Here is a 19,608-nt window from a genome sequence, read left to right as displayed (position 1 = left end):
GAATTCAAGAACAACATCACAATATCCTATCCGTTATCTCGGTTAAGTTAGTTCACTTGTATACTTTTTAAAATTTCATTGAATTCTGCCTTGGCTTGTTGGCTAATCTTCGCTGGAAAAGCTGACACCAGGGTATAGATTTCATTATCTTTTTCGAATAAAACCATTTGATAAGTCAGCTTTTCATCTGTATCGCTCAAAGTATAGGTCAACTGTTTCGCATTAATTTTCCCTGCTTTTACGGACTGTTCTGTGATTTTCGAGGCATTCTTGTCCGTTATATCTTTTTTGACCAAGCTAATATATTCTTCAAGGTTCATACCTAATTCAGTCTTACTATAATGACTAATAATCAGCATGCTCTTCTCGGGTGAGATCAAGAACAACTCGCGATCTGCTGCATTCTCTACAGAAGAAGTTACATCACTCCAATCACTGTAGCCTGTGACCTTTATTTTTTTATCCTTGGTTGTAAAAGGCTGCTTCGTAGATATTGTGGCGGTCTGAATCTCCGCGAGCCAGCTCACCTTCGCGTCCACGGCCTCGCCGATGAAACGTAATGGCACGTAAGTACTTCCCTTGATGTTAGCAGGGGCTACTGTCAGTTTCTTCTGATTGCCATTAATCTCAGCAGTTGTTGAACCCAGTTTAAGCTTGATCAGCGTACCCGGTTTGCTTCCTTTAATCGTTTGCGTTGTGGAATCCCACTCAACCTTCAGTCCCAATGCTTCAAAAATAGCACGGAACGGAACCATGACCGATCCATTTTGCCGGATGGGCGGAGCTTGGAATGTCATACGCTCACCATTCAAATGCACCATGATTTCGTCGGGATTTGAAGGCGGTGCAGGTTCTGTAGTATCTTCATCAAGCACTTCGACGCCTTTGGCAGCGAGCGCGGTCAGGATTTTCTGTGCACCTGCATTCAGAGGATTATGGCTGATGGCAACCTCCTTAAGCTTCGGAAGAGTAGTTAAGACGCTAATATCCTCGACCAGATTATTCTCAAAGTAGACATGCTCCAGCTCCGGGTGATTTCTTAGCGGTTCAAGAGACTGGATGTGGTTATCGCTGATGATTAACCAGTTCAGATTGACTAATGGTTGAATTGGCGTCAGATCTTTAAGCTGATTATTGCCGATTAACAGATCGGTTAATTGCGTTAATCCTGCTAGTGCATCAAGCTTCTCTATGTTGTTCGAATCAAGATTAAGCTGCTCCAGCCGGGACAACTCCTGCAAAGGCTCAAGCGCAGTGATCCGATTGTCATTCAGAGCCAGGAAGGTGACTTTATGCAGCTTTTGAAGGGGCTCAATGTTGGTAATGCCCAGCCCAGGGAGCATTAAGCTTTTCATATTAACAGCGAGCTCTAGTCCGCTTAGACTGTTAATTTTCTGCTCAGGATCTTTAGGATAGAGGGAGGTTAGGCTCTGCAGATCTTCTGTGGTAAGGGGCGCGGCCGGCTTCTTCAGCTCGATACGAATTGCCTGTTCCAGATTCTTGTCTGAGATGAGAGCGGCTTCTGCAAATACGGATGGAATAGAAACGAAGCATAGCAGAAAAGCAAGTACAGCGGTGGATGCAAGTTTGATCGTCTTACACAAAATAAATTCACTCCTTGAAATGTCATAGTGACTAGATTCGACATTTATCTACCTTTTCCTTTAAAGGAGCATAAGGGAGTACTCTGCAAAGTATTTTTTGCAAGAGGAAATAGTTGGATTTTCTACACTTGCAGATGGACGATTAGGCCATAGTAGGATAGGAGTTGGAAAAAGGCACTTAATTTTGCATATTTGCTGCTAAGGAGCGAGACTGAAGCTATTTAGTTGTACAATTTCCACTTGCTTCCTCCGTTTCTGCTAAAATCAATAAAAGAAGATACGTTTATCCACCTACTTGCTGCCAAGTAACTTCGACAACTAGGTAGACCATGCCAAAAAGGCACCCCGCTGACGGGGCACCTTATCTTGGATAAGTGATTATAGCCGGTTAAGTTAGGGTGGATTGCAGGAGCATGTGCGCTTAGGCCTCCAACTCCTCTGTGGTCCAGTGCAGCTGGACGCCGAGTGCAATCAATTGCTGCTGATAGGCCTCCAGATGCTCCGTATTTCCCCTGACCGTCGATGGTTCGACCTGTTGCCTGATGGCATAAGCCGCAAGGGCTCCCGCCGCTTCGCCGATGTTCCATTCCGTGGGGTGCAGGCGGTAGCAGCCATTCGCAATCTGGGTCATGGATATGTTCTTGCAGGCCGGGAGCAGGTTCTTGACCCTTACCGGGATCAATGCTCCAAGAGGAATCTCATAAGGATGATTCGGGATATAAAAGGTACGCTGGCTCACTGTCGTGGGATGAAGATCCAGATGATAGCTGCCTACCCCGACGCTGTCCTCATAGCGCTTAGGCCCGGCCGGTCCGCGCAGCTCCTTGCTTACATCCTGCTCCGCTATCGTGTACAGCCCGCGAATACGCCGGGATTCCCGGATATACGGGGCCTTGGCCAGCCCGTCCTCCGTGCCGAGCACATCCCCGCGCAGCCGTACACCCGGGTAGCCCTTCCCTCCGTCCAGGCGGGGCGCTTCGGTCTGAAGCCAGTACACAAGTGCGAGGGTGAGCTGCCGTGCTCCCTCCAGATGCCGCTTCCGCTCCTCCGGCGATACGCCGATAATTGGCCCGGCATAGTAATCGTTCAGAGCCCAGTTTAGCAGAGTGACTTCTCCGTCATTCAGCGGCTCCGTCCAAATTGCCGGGTCTACGATCCGCCGGTAATCCCACAGGGAGACAATCCCCTGCTCATTCGGGAACATCGTGAACTGCTTCAGCTTGGTCGTATCGTCAGCATCTGAAGCGTACCAGCTTAAGATCGGATATTGCGAGAACGAGGGGACATATTCGCGCCAGTAATCATAACCTCTTGGACGCGGGATTATAAAGTCTCCGCCCGGCACATAGTCCACCGCCGCCACATGGGTGATCGATTGCATGTCGAGCGGGTCCGCGAGTTCTAATGCGTGCGGCTCCCCTGTCTCGCTGCGGGCTTCTGCGCCGCTGACATGCTCCACTCCGGCCAGCGGCAGCAGATCGCCGCACTCCGTGGCATCCAGATAGTAGGCTCCCCTCAGTTTGATCAGGTCACCGCCCGATCCCTGCCGTACAGTCACTCCAGTAACGTAATTCCCTTCAGTATCGGCCGTAACCGGCACCGTATGATAGAGCACCTCAATCCGTCCGGTGTTCACATACGGAGCCAGCATCTCCTGCAGAACAGCCAGTGCCACCTTCGGTTCATGTGCCAATCGGCTGACCCAGCCGTTGCCGGGATTCAGTATAGGGTTGCTCCTGGCAGCTTCCGTAAGCGGATAATTCCGCCTGTAATACTCCCTGACTCTGCTGCGGAACTCCCGGTAAGCTGCGGTACTGCCCGATTGCTCAATCCAGCGGTGCTCATCCGGCGGCACGGCCTGGGAGGTCAATTGCCCGCCCAGCCAGTCCGTCTCCTCTGTCACAAGTACGCGCAGCCCTGCCTTGGCTGCGGCCAGTGCTGCCGCCGTTCCTCCAAGGCCGCCGCCGATAATCACAACATCCGAACACTTCTCCTGTTCGCCAGTCATCTCTCCATCTCCTCCCCGCCGCAGCAGTTAGATCTGCCTTGCGCCTTCGGCGCGGCGCAGCCGTTCCAGAGCCAGCCGGGCCGCGCCGAAGCAGCCTGCCCGGTTGCCCAGCTCCGCTGGCACGATCCGGGCGGCCAGACTGCCGTCCGCCTGCCCGGCCAGCAGCGGCCACCAGACCGCGCGGCTCTGAATGACCCCGCCGCCGATTATAATCAGCTCGGGGTCTACCGCCGCCCCGATGTTAGCTGCCACCAGCGCCAGGTCCGCTGTGAAGCGCGCAAGCACTGCCAGCGCTGCCGCGTCGCCCTGCTCCGCCGCCGCCATAATCTCCCGCCCGTGCGCATGCGCACGGCCGGTCTCCTCCAGTGCCAGCCGCAGCAGCGCCTGGCCGGACACATATTGCTCCGCGCAGCCGCGCTTGCCGCAATTACAGGGGCGGCCTCCCGGCACCAGCACGCTGTGCCCCCAGTCGCCACCGCTCCAGGCGGCTCCGCGCAGCAGCCGGCCTTCCGCCAGATTCGCCCCGCCGACCCCGGTGCCCAGGGTCAGCATGACCAGGCTCGCCCTGCCGCGTCCCGCGCCCAGCCAGGCCTCGCCCAGCAGCGCCGCGTTGGCATCGTTATCGGCCGCCGCAGGCCGCCCGAAAGCAGCTTCTGCCCACTGCGTAAGCTGCATGCCCTCCCAGCCGGGCAGATTGTCGGTGGCGTAGACCACCTCGCCCGTATTCGCATTCACCCTGCCCGCCGAACCAATCCCCAGCGCCTCCACGGCAGGATGCTCCGCCAGCAGCTCCTCCACCAGACTATGGAGCTGGCCGAGAATAACCTCCCGGCCCAGCCGGGCCTCCGTGTCGCGCCCGGCTTCCGCCAGAACCACCCCCGCTTCATCGGTCACAAGCCCCTTGATGCCTGTCCCCCCGATATCTAAACCAATGACTTGCCGCATTCGCACCACCTCCACTACTGCGTCTGTACCACACAGAAACGGCGCTGCCATCCTTGTAGGAAAGGTAACTTTCTGGCGGCATAGAGCATGATCCCTGAGTAACAATACACCTGTAATCGGTTTTCCGATTACATCCAGCCGTCCGCCCTCTCGTGAGCGCATTGTAATCGTTTTTCCGATTACATCCAGCCATCCGCCCACTCGCCAGCGCATTGTAATCGGTTTTCCGATTACATCTGGCCATCTGTCCTCTCGCCAGCGCATTGTAATCGGTTTTCCGATTACATCTGGCCATCCGCCCACTCGCGAGCGCATTGTAATCGTTTTTTCGATTACATCTGGCCATCTGTCCTCTCGCCAGCGCATTGTAATCGTTTTTTCGATTACATCTGGCCATCTGTCCTCTCGCGAGCGCCTTGTAATCGGTTTTCCGATTACATCCAGCCATCTGCCCTCTCGTGAGCGCAATGTAATCGGTTTTCCGATTACATCTGGCCATCTGTCCTCTCGCCAGCGCATTGTAATCGTTTTTTCGATTACATCTGGCCAACGCGCTGTCCCCGACCCTAATGTGTTCGGTTTTCCGCCTACACGCCTCTTTCTCACACCCTAACTCAACAGACGAACTCAACGTCCGCTATATCACCAACGCTGTTCCCTTAACCGGCATGTAATATATAATTCATTTCTCCCAGTCGTTTCATTTCTCCCTACCGTTTCATTTCCCCCGCACCCTAATAAATCCGGTCAATAACCGCCCGGGCGGTCAGCTCCTTCATCCGCTTGGTCTCTTCGCCATGGAGCTGCTCCAGCCCCTGGCAGAGCAGGTCGATAATGAACAGCTGGGAGACCTTGGCCCCTACGGAGCCGCCTTCCAGCGGCGATTCCTTCCCGGCTGTCAGCAGCACAATGTCGGCAATTGAAGCAATCGGGGACTTGGCGTAATTAGTCATGGCAATGACTTTGGCCCCATTGTGCTTGGCCTTCATCAGCATATCATTCGTATCCAGCGTGCTGCCCGATACACTGATGCCAAAAGCGACATCACCCGGTCCCATCGTCACCGCCATCATCGCCTGGATGTGGCTGTCGGAGCTGGCTTCGACCCGACGCCCGATCCGCAGGAAGCGGTTCTTGGCATCCAGTGCCGTGATCCCTGAAGAACCTACGCCGAAGAACTGGATATGCCGGGCCTGATCCAGAGCCTCTATTGCCTGCTGCAGCTGCTCCCGGTCCAGCATGCCCAGACTGGATTGCAGTACACCGACCATCAGGGAATACAGATGGTCGGCGTAATCCCCTTCGCCTGCCCCCTGCTCGCCGTCCGTCAGAGTCTGCCGCTTCGGCAGCCCCTGTGCGAGCATCAGCTTAAAATCCTGATAGCCCTTGAAGCCGATTTTGCGGCAGAAGCGCATAACGGTAGTCTCGCCCGTTCCGGCAAAATCGGCCAGCTCAGTCACAGACAAATAGATCAGATTATCCGGATGCTCAAGCACACACCGGGCTACCTTTTGCTCAGCTTTGGTCATGGACGGGTAATACGTGTTGATCCGGTCATTCATTTCCATTAAGGTTCATCCTCACTTTTCTCGCCGCTGCTGCGAACGGCCGGGTGATCATCTGCGGCCGGGTAATTGCGGAGCCTACCACCACCGCATAGGCCCCCAGATTCAGCGCTGCCTCCACTTGGGCGGGGTGGCTGATCCGGCCTTCGGCAATGACCGGAATCTCAAGCCGCCGTGCAGCTTGCTCCAGCAGCTCCAGATTCGGCCCTTCCTGCTGGCGGGAATACAATGTATATCCCGACAAAGTGGTCGAGACACAGCTGACCCCAAGCGACTCGGCGTATAGCGCTTCCTCCAGAGTGGAGATATCCGCCATGGACGCTGCCGGGCTTGCCTTCAGCAGGTCTATGATCTGCTCCAGCGTAGAATGCTCCGGCCGGGTCTGCCGGGTCCCGTCAAAAGCTATAATATCCGCCCCCGCTTCCAGGAGTTCCTCAATCTCTCTAAGCGTAGGGGTAATATAGACGTCCGAATCCGGGTAATTGCGCTTCACGATGCCGATCACCGGCAGCGCAACCGCCTGCTTGATCGCCCGCACATCTGCTGCCCCGTTCGCCCGGATGGCGATGGCTCCGCCCTCCGCAGCCGCCACGGCCATCCGGGCCATGATCTCCGGCCCGTGCAGCGGCTCATCCGGCAGTGCCTGGCAGGAGACAATCAGCCCGTGGTGCAGGCTTTCCAGTATATTTTTGCTCAGGGTCCCCACCCTCTCTCTCGTATTCTACATCCATTGAACAAGTACAACATCAGAATTTAACAGTAAGAATTACTGTACCCAGCCGCATGCCAAGGGCTTGCGATGCCCCGTTTAAGGTATACGCGATATGCTTAAGTGCATTCTGTACAATTAAATCATCTGATGTTCCGCTTACGATTCGTTTAGTTGTATTTTGTACATTTAAAATGCCTGCAGTGCCTGTGTTTTGGCCCATTTGGGAAATTTAGTTGTACAGACTACATTTAGAGGAGTAAATCTATCCATTTCCTTGTTTTTAATTGCACAGAATACACCTATCTCTGAATGTTTGCTTCAATTGAAAATGGATAGAGTCAACTCGCCCTCACAAGGGCACATACTCTACAGTTAAGCCCACCTCGAACATCCGGTTCCAAGGCATATAGCAATCGGTAATCTTCACGCTCCCCGATGGACTGTCAATCCGGCCAGCCAGCTCCTCACTCAGCCGTTCCTGTACTCGGGCAGCCACGCGCCCGCGCGGTCCGTCCAGCTCATATTTGCCATAGCCCATCTCCTGCACAGGGCCATCACTAAGCTCTCCGCGCACTACCGAACAATAGCATACATCTTCGGCATAGCGGAGCGCCAGGAAATCCAGATGGCCAGTTGTACGTCCGTAGATCAGATAGAGCATCGCCTGCGAGATTACGGTTCCCAGCGAGTTGGAGCTGGTATTCCAGGCGGCGTATCCGGCCAGGTCGAACAGCAGGTTCTTTTGCCGCAGCATCTTAACCAGCTTCTGGTCACCGCCATTGGCATACCCGACATCTGCTACAGCCACCGTTATCTTCCGTTCACGAAGCAGATGCTCCCCGTACTCCACCAGCTCCATCAGATTCCGGTAGATATCATAGCTGAAGTAAGCATGATGCTGCGACACCGCCTCCGCCATCGTCTCCCCCGGTGTACTGACCAGCAGAACCAGATCTGCCTCCGCAGCACTGGATGCAATCAGCCCCCCAGCCGCCAGAATCTGATACTTCAATGTCTCATAGAAAAAGCGGTCCTCGAACAGCGGCGTCACAAACGCCCCCTGCACAGCGGACAAGCGCGGGTACACCAGCGGCCTCCGCCCTTCGGCCATGTTCAGCATTCGGGCGAGCAGTGTGCAGCCCACCTCGTCTGCTCCAGGATACATATAGACCTTAAGCTCCAGATCAAGCGCCGTAATCCGTGCCCGTACCTTCTCCTGATCCTTGGCGGTATGCCCGTACGGGGCCGAATCATCCTGCGGCACAATCATGAAGTCGATTACTCCGTCACTCACCAGCTCCAGCGCCTGCTTGTTGGCTTCTATATTAATCGCCCGGCGGCCAAGATAATCCTGCAGCACCTCTGCCGGGAGCCGGAGATCGATATCAGCCAGCTCGCGAATCTCTTCATCCGTGGCAATGCCCAGCTCCAGCCGGTGGCCGGTAAAGCCCTTGCGGAAGATATCCCGGCCCCAGTCGGCATAATAATCGGGCTCCTCATCCGAGAGGGAGTACTGCGGACAACGCATAATGAGCTGGAACGCATACAGCTTCAGCTGCGGATAACGCCGCCGGATCTCCCGCAGCCGCTCCAGGCGTGCCTCCAGCACTTCAAGCTCCAGCTGGTGCAGCCGCGAGGGAATGATACCGCCGTAGAGCAGTGTATCCAGCGCGACCACCGCACCTTCCGCACCTTCACAGGCAGCCTCGAACCAGGACCACAGCTGCTCAACATCACCCGGACGTTTCTTCAGGCCCATAATCCCGGCGGGCGGACGCTCTACCGTATAATCTGTTCCCTGAGCCAGCAGATACGGGAATTCATAATTGCAGGGCCGCTCATCGAGCGGAACCAGAATCAGCTTATGAAGCTTAGTCATGTCTGTCCTCCTCCTTTGTCGCTTCCTTCAAATCCTCCTTAATCTCTTCTTCCATCTCCGGCAGCCCGATCCCCAGTGCCTCAGCCGCACGCACGGCCGCATCAATGCCGAGGCGTACACCGTAGCTGCGGCAGGTCTCCAGGCGCTGGTAAACTTCCGCCTGTGCCTGCGGGTTCAGCGGGTCCGTGAGCTGTCTGCGCACAGCCCGCCACAGCATAGCATCCCCGATGGCCCGGCACAGCCAAGGTCCAGCTTCTTCTATGAACTTGTCATTGTCTAATCCGCCAAGCCGCACGGCAGTCTGCTCCAGCCGGCTGAAATAGGCGTCCAGCCGCTCCAGATCGCGCTCCGCCAGCGCATCGTCCAGGTCCCGGTAGTCGCCGGAATACAGGCGGCTGTTCAGATTTTGGCGGCAGAAGAACATCATGTCCTCCGCAAGCTCTCCGGCGAATTCACGCACGGACAGCTCCCAGGACAGCTCCGGCATGTAACGCTCGCTGTTCCACATATAGTGGGCCATCGTGCCCAGCGTGATCTTGGAGCATTCCCACTGATTCATCGGATTGGCGACGACCGCTGTATGCCCGTACCTGCCGAGCCGGGAGCTGCGCCCGCGCACCGGATCGAGGAACAGCCGGTCCTTGTCACAGTCATTCACCGGAATATTGTCCCACAGCCACAGCTCATGCCCGTAATAATTGAAGTTATCCTCCGCATGCCGCCGGCCGATCTCCGGGGCGAAGACGAAATATCCGGTCCAGAACACCTTGACAGCGGGATGAAGCTGCTCAAGGATATCCTTCTTGTACTCCGTGTTCCAATACGACCAGTATTCCGAAGGACACATCGCCAGGGTGAAGTGCGGCAGACATTCGGCTAAGTAATCATAGACCCGGTTCGTCACATAAGCATGGGCGGTCCCGGAGCGCTCCAGGAACTGCTTGTTGTCACCTTGGAGCACATAATCTATGTCATCCATTAATAGTGCGAAATGCCGCACTCCAATCGCAATCATGGCCGCAAGCTTCTCCTCCAGCTTCAAGAAATCCGCACTGCTGCGGAATTCCAGATCATTGCCCGGGCTGATACAATAGTAGAAATCCACCAGATGCTTGTCGCATTCCCGCTTCAAGTCATGAATCTTGGCAAACACTTCATCCGGGTACGGCTCACGCCACAGCTTCCGGTGATACGGATCATCCTTCGGCGCGTACATGAACGCGTTCATCCGGTGCTCACTCATATATCTCACCGAATCCATCCGGTCCGCGAAGCTCCAGGGTACGCCATAGAACCCTTCAATAATGCCCCGCACCGCAAAAGAAGGCTCATCCTCCACCGTAACCACCGGCAGGCGGCAGCAATCCTCCTCCGCGGTAAGGAGCATTGTCAGCGCATCCAGCCCGTATTTTAGCCCCCGCCGGTTAGACGCAGCAATGACCAGCTTCGCGTCCTCTCCAATCACAAGCCGATAGCCGTCCGCAGCAATCCCGCCGTCATACTCCAGCATCAGCTGCGCATTGCCTTTATCGGCGGTGGCTACGCCCGGACCGGCCGGTTCCAGAATTGCGATGTCTCCGCCTTCTTCCATCAGACCGTGGACATCCTGATTCATGGCATACCGCGAGGCCAATTCACAGCGCAGCTGCGGCCCCTCCACGGTCAGCTCTTTCCCTTGCGAATAAAAGTCGCGGAACAAATACTGGCAGTCCCGTAACGAAATTCCCATTGAGTTATGCCTCCTTAGTTAGCCTTTTATCGCGCCGGCAATCCCTTCCATATAATACTTCTGCGTGAACAGGAACACGAGGATGATCGGCAGCACCGAGATCATGGTTCCGGCGGCAATCCAGCCGAAGTTATAGGAGAATTGCCCGTTCAGATACGTCAGCGCCGCAGCGAGCGGATACTTCTCCGGGTCGTCCAGTACGACAATCGGCCACAGGAAGTTATTCCAGAACGCCATGACCTCCAGTAATCCAATCACCGCAATCCCCGGCTTGACGAGCGGCATGACCAGTTGGATGAAGATCCGCAGCTCGGAGGCCCCGTCCATTTTACCCGAATCCCGGATGTCTGCCGGAATACCCAGGAACGTCTGCCGCATCAGGAAGATATTGAACACGGACACCGCAGCCGGAAGAACAACGCCGAAGAACGTATTGCCCAGCTGAAAAGCCTGAATCGTCAGATAATGCACAATCATGGCGGTTGCCGACGGAATAATCATGGTCGAGATCAGCAGTGTGAAGACCAGATTCCGGCCCTTGAACCGGAAGGCAGCCAGCGGATACGCCGTCAGACAGGACAGTATAATGTTGAACACGACTCCCAGCAGCGTGATGATGACCGTATTCAGAATGTAACGCGGGAAATTCATGAAGTTCCATACCTGCACATAGTTGTCGAATGCAATGAAGGTGGGCAGAATCGCCGGCGGGTTCGCAAACACGTTGCGCCCCGGCATCAGCGAGACGCTGAGCAGCCACAGGAACGGACCCATCATGAACAGGGCGAGCAGGATCAGCAGAAGATAAGTAATCAGAACACGTAAGCTACGCGGCATCAATAGGAATTCACCCCGCCTTTCCGGTTCAATCTGAATACAAGTACACTAAGCGCTCCCACCATCACACTGACGATCAGCCCGAGCGCCGAGGCATAGCCGAAGTTGAACTGCTCCAGCCCTTTTTGAAAAATATAAACGCTTGAAGTTAATGTGGACGTTCCCGGCCCGCCCTTGGTCAGAATGTAGACCTCATCGAACACCCGGATCGCGCCCATGACCGAAATCAGTGTGCAGAACAGAATATGCGGTCGCAGCAGCGGCAGCGTTACATGTACAATCAGCCGCAGCGGCCCTGCACCATCCACCCTGGCAGCCTCATACAGATCTGCCGGAATGCCCTGAAGCCCGGCCAGATAGAGCATCATGTAATAGCCGAGACCCTTCCACATTGTAATGAACATTAGAACATACAGCGCCGTGCTGCTCGTGGACAACCAGGAGACCTGTTCACTGATCATCCCTGCCTTCAGCAGCAGGTAATTGACAACTCCGTTATTGCCGAGCAGCCAGCTCCAGATCAGCGCCACCGCAACCATTGAGGTCACGACCGGTATATAGTAGGCGGCCCGGAACATTTTGACTCCAGGAATCCGGCTGTTGACCAGAATCGCCATTAAGATCGAAATGATCTGGATCACCGGCACAATCAGCACATACACCAGTGAATTCCACAGTGAAATCAGGAAATTATGATCCTGGAAGGCCCGGGTGAAGTTATCCAGACCCACATAATTCGTCTCGGCAATGACCGAATAATCTGTTAATGAGAGCGGTACTCCGTATATAATCGGCCAAAAGGTAAACACCGCCAGAAACAGCAGCCCCGGCGCCATAAACGCCCATGCAGTAAAAGATTCAGACCGAAACCCCTTGTACACCCGCTACACCTCCCACTCCTTCAAGTACCCTCAATTGAATCGGGGGAGAAACTCCCCCTTATCAGCTATGCTTCAGCAGCTTAGGAGCCCTGACTGATAATTTTATTGACTTCTTTCTCTACCTTGTCTAGCGTCTCCTTGATATCTGCGCCGTTCATCAGAATCTCCTGCAAGCCCCGCGCCAACGCAGAGTTGATATCTGCGGCGCTTGGGACGCCGACCATATAGTCGGTAGCCTTGTCGAGACTTTGCGAGGAAGCCACCTTCGCTTCAGCTTCGAGTGAACCGTCAGAGTCGGTGAAGAACGGATCTTGAATCGATGCCTTGCTTGACGGCAGTGTGTTGGCGACCCTGGAGAAGGCAGTCTGGTTCTCGGCGTTCGTAAGGAAGGCGGCGAATTCGACTGCCTGCTGCGGGTTCTTCGACTTCTGCGGCACCACCAGGTTCATGGAGTTGGAGAGACGCAGATTTGCCTTGCCTGTCGGCAGCGGGACAGCGATGGTGTTCTTGTAGACATCCGGCGCGGAGGTCTTAATGAAGTTAATGAACGTCGGGCCGGATAGCTGGAAGGCCACCTGCTCACCTGAGAAATACTGGATTTGCTTGCTGAAGTCCGCATCCTCCTTGAGTACCACGCCTTCCTTCATCAAATCGCGCATCTGGGTGATCATGGCCTCGGCTTCCGGCGTATTGAAGGCTGCGGCCGTCTTGTCCTCGTTCAGAATCGGGATGCCGTCAATCGGGAACAGCTTGGAGACCAGCTGCTGCGCATATCCCGCAGCCCCGGTCTTCTCATGAACCTGGCGGGCCCACTCCACCAGCTCCTCACGGGTCTGCGGCGGACTGGCAGGGTCGAGGCCGGCCTTCTCTACCAGCTTTTTGTTCATGAACAGCACCTCTGTGCCTGTGTACCAGGGAAGCGCGTAAGCCTGGCCGCCCAATACCGTAGAATTATAAATCCCCTCAAAATAACTCTTCGCTTGCTCATCCGTCAGGTACTCGTTCAGATTCAGCAGCGCTCCCTTACTGCCTAACTGGCTGGCGAACTCGGTGTTGAGATTCACGACATCGGGACTCTTGCCGCTTGCTGTACTAGTCAACAGCCGCTGCGAGATCGCATCATAGGGATAGTCCTTCCACTCCACCGTCACCCCGGGGTGACTGCTCTCATACTGGGTGATCAGATTATTGAAGTAATCATTGAACGTAGGCTGAAGTGCAATCGTCCAGAATTCAAGCTTCACCGGCTCTGCCGCAGCCGTAGCTTCAGCGCCCGTGCCTGGTGCTCCGGTGCTTCCGGCATCCGTTGTCCCCTTGGTGTTGCCATTTCCTCCGCAAGCCGCAAGCAGCATAGACATGGTCAGCAGCAGCGATACTGTGAAGCTCTTTCTGTTAGTTCCCACACCACATTCCCCCTCAGATTAAGTGTAAGGCGAGCGCCCTTCCCGCGTCAGGATTCCTGACTTATTGCTCCCTCTTTGCAATGAGTATAGCAGAATTCGGATTTAAATAAAATATTTTTCCTAAAATAAAATAAATAAAGAAATAATTTTTCTTTTTTGAGTTCTAAAATCAGATTTAAACGAATGGAGGGTCCGTTAATCACCCATGTGACCACTTTCTTCCCTGATAAGAGCACCTCAGTCCAAAACGCTAAGCCAAACGCCCCTGAAGAACACCGCCCGCTTGGAAAAAAGATGTAATTACTTATGCAGAATTGCTGAAAATTAAAAAATCCCTTCTGGAAATTTTCTTCTAAGATAAAAAAGCGAAACAGTTAAATCGTCTGTTTCGCTTTTTTTGAAAGATAATAATTATCTGTATTTCATGACTTTGGGAGAGCTTACCGTTTTTATACTTTGTATAGAATATAATTATTCAGCTCCGGCCTCAACCAGCCATTGCTTTAGGTTATCGAGATCCCCGATCTCTCCGGCCACGATTTTGCTTATCCCGCCCGCCTTATTGATGATATAAGTTGTCGGCAGTGCATTGACGCTATACGAGGCAGATATCCTTCCGGTAACATCGATAATTACGGGAAATGAAAATCGCTGCTCCGCCATATACTCCGATACCGTCCCCTTAGATTCCCCAGCGTTCACGAACAAGGTCTCGACTGGAAGCTCTGCGGATTGGCTTAGTTCATTTAAGAGCGGCATTTCCCGCATACAGGGCTTGCACCAGGTAGCCCAGAAGTTAAGCAGCACGACCCGGCCCTTGTATTCACTGAGACTCACTTTCTCCCCCTGCAAGGTTACCGCTTCGAACGCCGGAGCTGAAGCCCCTATAGTCATTCTCCCGGCAGGAGGCTGGCTGGACTGCTGAAGGTACACCCAGATTCCGGCAGCGGAGGCAGCGGCAATAATCAGCAGAGTAACGATCCGGCGCAGCTTCATTCCAGCCCCAGACTGTGGTGAAAGGCGGCGTACAGCGAACCGAATTCTGCCCGGATCTCTGCCGTCGTACCTGACCCCACATGCTTGCCCTGATTCAAGAAGACAATCTGATCAGCCACCCGATCCGCAATCTCCAGCTGATGGGTGGAAAAGAGGACGGTATGCCCCTCTTCCCGGATGTCCTGCAGCAGCTTCACGAATTCGTTCATCCAGAACGGGTCCAGCCCGTTAGTCGGCTCATCCATAATCAGGAGCGGCGGCTTCGCCAGCAGCGCTTGCGCGAACAGGACGCGCTGGCGCATCCCCTTGGAGAAGGTAGTCACCAGGGTGTTGCGTTTATCCGCAAGCCCGACTAAAGCCAGCACCTCCTCTACCCGCTCTTTGCGTCTGGGAATCCGGCGCAATGCCGCCCAGAAATTCAGCAGCTCTTCCGCAGACAGTCCGTGGCTGAATTGATAATCATCCGGCATATAGCCGATTTGCATGGAAAAGCGCTTGCGGGATTGCTTCCACTTCAGCCCGTTTACTGTAATTTCACCGGAAGTCGGCTGCACTATCCCGGCTACCATCCGCAGCACCGTGCTTTTGCCGGCTCCATTCCCGCCGCACAAGGCAAGTATACTGCCGCCGGGAACCTGGAAGCTGATCTCTTCAACCAGTGCTTGCCGCCCTATGACCTTGGTAATCTCTTTCACCTGCACCAACGGGTTATCCACGGGAACGCCCCCTCTCCCAGATCCAATATACCGCTAAGACAGACAGCAGTACCCAGGCCGTGCAGACCCCGAGGAACAGCAGACTGCCGCCCGGACGGCTAATCCATTCCACCCACTGATAATATTCCGGTCCCAGGACCGACCCTCCGCCCAGCTTTACCACCACGAACAGACGCACCAGTTCAGCCGGATTAAGAATCGTCAGCACGATCAGCGCAGGCTTGATCCAGAGATACGGGAGCAGCCCGAGGCCTGCGATCAGGAACGTCGGCCAGCCGATTACAGCGAAGAACCAGACCGCTACAGAGATCGTCAAGGCCTGCCAGCGGTTGCGGGATAACGAGCCAATGAAGAGGGCGAGAGTCAGGAACAGTAAGACCAGACCTGCCGAGAAGGCCAGGAACAGGAAGTAAGTATCCGCCGCAAAAGCCATCCCGAGCAGGCCGCTGACCAGCCCCATCAGCCCGTAACCAAACACTACAATCGTCAGCAGGACAGCGGCCAGACCGGTGTATTTTCCCAGAACGAAGGACATGGTTCCAATGGGATAGGTGGATAAGAGCTGCCAGCTTCCGTCTTCCCGTTCCGAGGTCAGTGAGAAGGAGCCCAGAAATAATGTCATCAGCGGCAAAAGATACAGAATCAGGCTCAGCATGGAGCCCGTAACGGCAGTATAGCCTTCCACCGCATTATTCGCATGGATCAGCAGCAGCCCGAGACTGAAGGTGCAGAATAAGACCAGGAAAGAATAGGCCCACGGGTTGCGGAAGCCCATCTTAAGCTCTCTGCGGGCAATGTGCAGGATGTCAGCCATACTCACATATCCGTCTCATCGGAATGCGTGCCTTCCTCTGAGCTATGCTCCTCCATATGACCTTCCCCGCTCTGCATGCCCATGTTCATCATATCCTTGTTCTGCTTCCATTCATGGGAGGCCAGCTCTCCGGCGGTCAGCACAGCGCCTACCCCCTGCTCCTTCACGAACGCTTCTGCTGCCGCCTTGTCCTTGAAGCTAATCACTCCATAAGCCATAGGTGTACGCAGAGAAGCGTCATATACATAGCTCGCCTTGCTGAATTCAACCCAGCTCTTGTCGTTATAGTCGCGGACATAATCCATGCCGATCTGCTCCGTGCCGTTACTCTTCTTCCACTCATTCATACAGCCGATATCATCGAACTTATAATTCTTGCCGTCCTTGGTCGTTAGCTGAGTGGCGAAGGCATCATCCTTCACCTGCATATTGCAGACCACGCAGATATCGACGTCTTCATTAACCGCTACCGGCTCGTACTTCTTCTGCCCGCAGGCCGCGAGGATCACCAGACTCATTGCTACCATCAATACCAGACTCCATCGTTTCATAACCGCAATACCCCCAAGTATATGATTGTAATGACAGACAGGAACAGCAGCAGCCAGCCTACTACCATGACCGTGCCTTGTCCGCCTGCCGCCTGATCCGGGCTAACTGTACCTGTCTCAAGCTGCATCAGCGGCGCTGAATCTGTGGACCACCCTGCCGAACCGCCGGTGTACATATCACTCAGGAAGGTCATCCCCGGTGACTGGAAAAACAGCTGATACGCTGCATTCCCGGCTACCAACTGTTGATAGAAGGGGTTGATCGCATACTTCAGGTCGCTAACCCCGTCCCCCGTGAGATCCAGTCCGCCAAAGGCGTCCCAGTAATTCCCGTTCATATCATTGTTCCTGCTGCCTGTGGCCTGGGCCTCAATGACATTCGCAATAAACCCGTTACGCTCAAAGCGGTTGCCCTCTGCATTCTCGAACTGTACACCGATATAGTTGCGGAGCACCAGATTCTGCTGCAGCTTGTTATCTGAGGACTGCTGCATGTAGATCCCCACCCGGTTGCCTTCGACCCGGTTGTTCATAATCTCTGAATTCTGCACATCGTAGAGCAGAATTCCCTGTGAATGTACATTCCGGCTCTGCTTGCGGAAGGAGTTCCCGGACACCACCACATCCGTTACGCCCATCACCATCGCGCCGGTAATGTTGTATTCCCCGGTGTTGTTAGTGACCTTCGAGCCATTGATATACATGCAATGGACCCCGTAACGCAGATAAGCAAGCTTGTTCTGATCCACCACCGTATTGCGGCTGTTCTCCAGATAGATGCCATCTCGCAGATAAACGATGTCGTTGCCCCGGATCACAGCACCGTGAGAGTTATAGAGATCGATCCCGTTGCCTCTCGTTCCCGGTGCTTCTCCTTTGGGGATGAACCAGCTTATTTTATTATCCGAGATCACTCCGCCATCGGCTTCACGCAGCAGTATTCCGTACCCTGCCGAATGAATCACCAGTCCCTTCAAGGTGACCCTGTCCGCTTCAACGCGTACAGCTGCCGCTTCCCCGTCGTTATTCTGCTGTATCTTCAGATTCTCAAGCCTTACACCGTCTGCTGCGATCAGCACCGCCGCCTGTTCATCTTTAGCCGTATGCAGCAGAATTGCCTTGCCGTTACCGTTAATCGTCACCCGCTTATTCAGCCGGACCGGACCGGAATAGGTTCCCGGAGCCAGGGTGATGAGATCTCCCTCACTGGCTGAATCAATGATGGGCTGAAGCGGAAGAGCCGCTTCTGTACTGCTCCCTGCATTGACCTCACGGCAGCAGAACAGGCATATAATGAACAAGCCTGCCAACAGTACAGCCCTTACTTTGGTGTAACGGGATGGACGAAAGCCTTGTGAGATTAGCATTGTTCACTCCCTCGACATAGTGACGTAGTAATGTTCCCAATTCCAGCCTTACAGCTGTGCAATGATAACGCTCCCATTGTAGGTAATAGGAGCTCCGCTGACCATAGCCCATTTTAGCTATCCTTGACAAAAAAATGTGTCTAAAATGTGATTAATCGTATTGTTATCTGTAACTGTATAGATGAACCGGGCGTCTTCTGCACGCCTCCAGTCTTGAAGCAAGAACACTTCATGATCATCCTTGCCCCAGAATGAATTCAGCATACGGAAGCTTTCGCCGTCAATCCCCTTCACTGTGCTACGGCCGTTGGCATTGTACAGCCCGTGCATCCAGTCCCATATTCCTTTTTGTCCACGTATTATAGTTGGTTTTCGCATACGTTCTGAAGTGCTTTTTCTTTTCATGGTGGTGCTCCGCCTATCTCTCACCAATTCTGAGCGTTTCCTCTCTCGGACCGTTTGTATGGATCGCATTGTTGCACATTTTGCAGGATTTCTCTAAAAAATGTTACTGACTATGGTACATTGTTGCATCATTTGCAGGAATTCCGGTGATTAAATCAAGTTATCGCTGGCTTTGTTGCATTTCATGCAGGATTTCAGTATCTGGCGCTTCTATTGGGCAGCATTGTTGCACTTTTTGCAGGATTTCTCTAAAATGTTACGGGTATGGGGCCCCATCCCTCATCGCAGCTTATAATAACAAAAAAAGACCACAATCGGCGGAAGCCGGGCTGTGGTCTTTAATTTTTGATCTTATCTTCTTGCTTATTGCCCAATCGCTTTGAACGACTCGGTCTGGCGGGTGATTCCCTGCTCCGCGGCGAAGCGCTCAATGCTCGATGCGCCGAAGAATCCATGGATGCCCTTCGTCCGCTGAATGACATAAGCCGCATCCTCCGGCTCAGCAATCGGGCCGCCGTGGCAGATAATCATAATCTCCGGATTGACCGCCCGTCCGGCTTCGATAATCGCTTCAATACGCTCTACACAATCGTCCAGCGTCAGCGCGGTAACTGCACCGATGGTGCCCTTGGTGGTGAGACCCATGTGGGCAACCAGAATATCTGCGCCTGCTTCTGCCATGGCCCGCGCTTGTTCAGGATCAAATACATACGGGGTGGTCAGCATATCCAGCTCATGGGCGATACGAATCATTTCGACCTCCAGCCCGTAGCCCATCCCGGTCTCCTCCAGATTCTGCCGGAATACGCCATCGATCAGACCCACTGTCGGGAAATTCTGCACACCGCTGAAGCCCTGCTCCTTCAACTGCTTCAGGAAGACCTCCATCACCCGGAACGGGTCGGTGCCGCATACCCCTGCCAGAACGGGCGTATCCTTGACGACAGGCAACACCTCCGAGCCCATCTCCACCACGATCTGATTGGCGTCCCCATACGACAGCAAGCCTGCCAGTGAACCGCGTCCTGCCATTCTGTAACGGCCTGAATTATACACAATCAGCATATCCGCTCCGCCTGCCTCACTGCTCTTGGCGGTAATCCCCGTGCCTGCCCCGACACCAAGAAGAATTTTGCCCGCCTTCACCTCTTGCTTGAATCTATCCATAATCTCGGCTCTGGTCAGTTTATTCATTA

The 19,608-nt window shown here is 54.2% G+C and carries 17 protein-coding genes; all 17 read right to left on the bottom strand.

Annotated features, from left to right (window positions below; genetic code table 11):
- Window positions 1-47 precede the first annotated feature (47 nt).
- Window positions 48-1,604, bottom strand: a complete 1,557-nt coding sequence (locus MKX63_RS28430; RefSeq protein ID WP_341021912.1) for a stalk domain-containing protein — start codon at window positions 1,602-1,604, stop codon at window positions 48-50.
- A 421-nt stretch (window positions 1,605-2,025) separates the two neighbouring features.
- The gene (locus MKX63_RS28425; protein WP_341021910.1) at window positions 2,026-3,612 is read right to left on the bottom strand and encodes an FAD-dependent oxidoreductase; all 1,587 of its coding nucleotides are present in this window, start codon (window positions 3,610-3,612) and stop codon (window positions 2,026-2,028) included.
- A 27-nt stretch (window positions 3,613-3,639) separates the two neighbouring features.
- Window positions 3,640-4,557 (bottom strand): ROK family protein, encoded by a 918-nt coding sequence (locus MKX63_RS28420; RefSeq protein WP_341021909.1) that lies wholly within the window; start codon window positions 4,555-4,557, stop codon window positions 3,640-3,642.
- Between the two features lie 734 nt (window positions 4,558-5,291).
- Window positions 5,292-6,125 carry a MurR/RpiR family transcriptional regulator gene (locus MKX63_RS28415; RefSeq protein WP_341021906.1) on the bottom strand — a complete coding sequence of 278 codons (834 nt, stop codon included), beginning with the start codon at window positions 6,123-6,125 and terminating at the stop codon, window positions 5,292-5,294.
- Window positions 6,112-6,819 carry an N-acetylmannosamine-6-phosphate 2-epimerase gene (locus tag MKX63_RS28410; RefSeq protein ID WP_341023329.1) on the bottom strand — a complete coding sequence of 236 codons (708 nt, stop codon included), beginning with the start codon at window positions 6,817-6,819 and terminating at the stop codon, window positions 6,112-6,114. Before MKX63_RS28410 ends, MKX63_RS28415 begins: the two co-directional genes overlap by 14 nt.
- A gap of 364 nt (window positions 6,820-7,183) precedes the next feature.
- Window positions 7,184-8,713, bottom strand: a complete 1,530-nt coding sequence (locus MKX63_RS28405) for a DUF4127 family protein (protein ID WP_341021904.1) — start codon at window positions 8,711-8,713, stop codon at window positions 7,184-7,186.
- A complete protein-coding gene (locus MKX63_RS28400; RefSeq protein ID WP_341021902.1) occupies window positions 8,706-10,442 on the bottom strand; it encodes a protein O-GlcNAcase in 1,737 nt (578 codons plus the stop codon). The genes MKX63_RS28405 and MKX63_RS28400 overlap by 8 nt, the downstream gene beginning before the upstream one ends.
- A gap of 18 nt (window positions 10,443-10,460) precedes the next feature.
- Window positions 10,461-11,279, bottom strand: coding sequence for a carbohydrate ABC transporter permease (locus MKX63_RS28395; protein WP_341021901.1), 819 nt, complete (start codon window positions 11,277-11,279; stop codon window positions 10,461-10,463).
- Complete coding sequence (locus tag MKX63_RS28390) at window positions 11,279-12,160, bottom strand: carbohydrate ABC transporter permease (RefSeq protein WP_076153858.1); 882 nt, start codon at window positions 12,158-12,160, stop codon at window positions 11,279-11,281. Before MKX63_RS28390 ends, MKX63_RS28395 begins: the two co-directional genes overlap by 1 nt.
- 80 nt (window positions 12,161-12,240) lie before the next feature.
- A complete protein-coding gene (locus MKX63_RS28385) occupies window positions 12,241-13,563 on the bottom strand; it encodes an ABC transporter substrate-binding protein (protein ID WP_341021899.1) in 1,323 nt (440 codons plus the stop codon).
- 471 nt (window positions 13,564-14,034) lie between these two features.
- Window positions 14,035-14,559 carry a TlpA family protein disulfide reductase gene (locus MKX63_RS28380; RefSeq protein WP_341021898.1) on the bottom strand — a complete coding sequence of 175 codons (525 nt, stop codon included), beginning with the start codon at window positions 14,557-14,559 and terminating at the stop codon, window positions 14,035-14,037.
- Window positions 14,556-15,275 carry an ABC transporter ATP-binding protein gene (locus MKX63_RS28375; protein WP_341021897.1) on the bottom strand — a complete coding sequence of 240 codons (720 nt, stop codon included), beginning with the start codon at window positions 15,273-15,275 and terminating at the stop codon, window positions 14,556-14,558. The genes MKX63_RS28380 and MKX63_RS28375 overlap by 4 nt, the downstream gene beginning before the upstream one ends.
- Window positions 15,268-16,089 carry an ABC transporter permease gene (locus MKX63_RS28370; RefSeq protein WP_341023328.1) on the bottom strand — a complete coding sequence of 274 codons (822 nt, stop codon included), beginning with the start codon at window positions 16,087-16,089 and terminating at the stop codon, window positions 15,268-15,270. The genes MKX63_RS28375 and MKX63_RS28370 overlap by 8 nt, the downstream gene beginning before the upstream one ends.
- A 2-nt stretch (window positions 16,090-16,091) precedes the next feature.
- Window positions 16,092-16,640, bottom strand: coding sequence for a nitrous oxide reductase accessory protein NosL (locus tag MKX63_RS28365; RefSeq protein WP_341021896.1), 549 nt, complete (start codon window positions 16,638-16,640; stop codon window positions 16,092-16,094).
- On the bottom strand, window positions 16,637-18,007 hold the full coding sequence (locus MKX63_RS28360; RefSeq protein WP_341021894.1) for a right-handed parallel beta-helix repeat-containing protein: 1,371 nt from the start codon (window positions 18,005-18,007) through the stop codon (window positions 16,637-16,639). The genes MKX63_RS28365 and MKX63_RS28360 overlap by 4 nt, the downstream gene beginning before the upstream one ends.
- A 117-nt stretch (window positions 18,008-18,124) precedes the next feature.
- Window positions 18,125-18,412, bottom strand: coding sequence for a hypothetical protein (locus tag MKX63_RS28355; protein ID WP_341021893.1), 288 nt, complete (start codon window positions 18,410-18,412; stop codon window positions 18,125-18,127).
- 363 nt (window positions 18,413-18,775) lie between these two features.
- Window positions 18,776-19,606 carry a phosphoenolpyruvate hydrolase family protein gene (locus tag MKX63_RS28350; protein ID WP_341021892.1) on the bottom strand — a complete coding sequence of 277 codons (831 nt, stop codon included), beginning with the start codon at window positions 19,604-19,606 and terminating at the stop codon, window positions 18,776-18,778.
- Window positions 19,607-19,608 lie beyond the last annotated feature (2 nt).

It is taken from the genome of Paenibacillus sp. FSL R7-0179, from assembly GCF_038002265.1.
Taxonomy (GTDB): Bacteria; Bacillota; Bacilli; order Paenibacillales; family Paenibacillaceae; genus Paenibacillus_AQ.
This window is presented reverse-complemented; position numbering and strand designations above follow the sequence as displayed.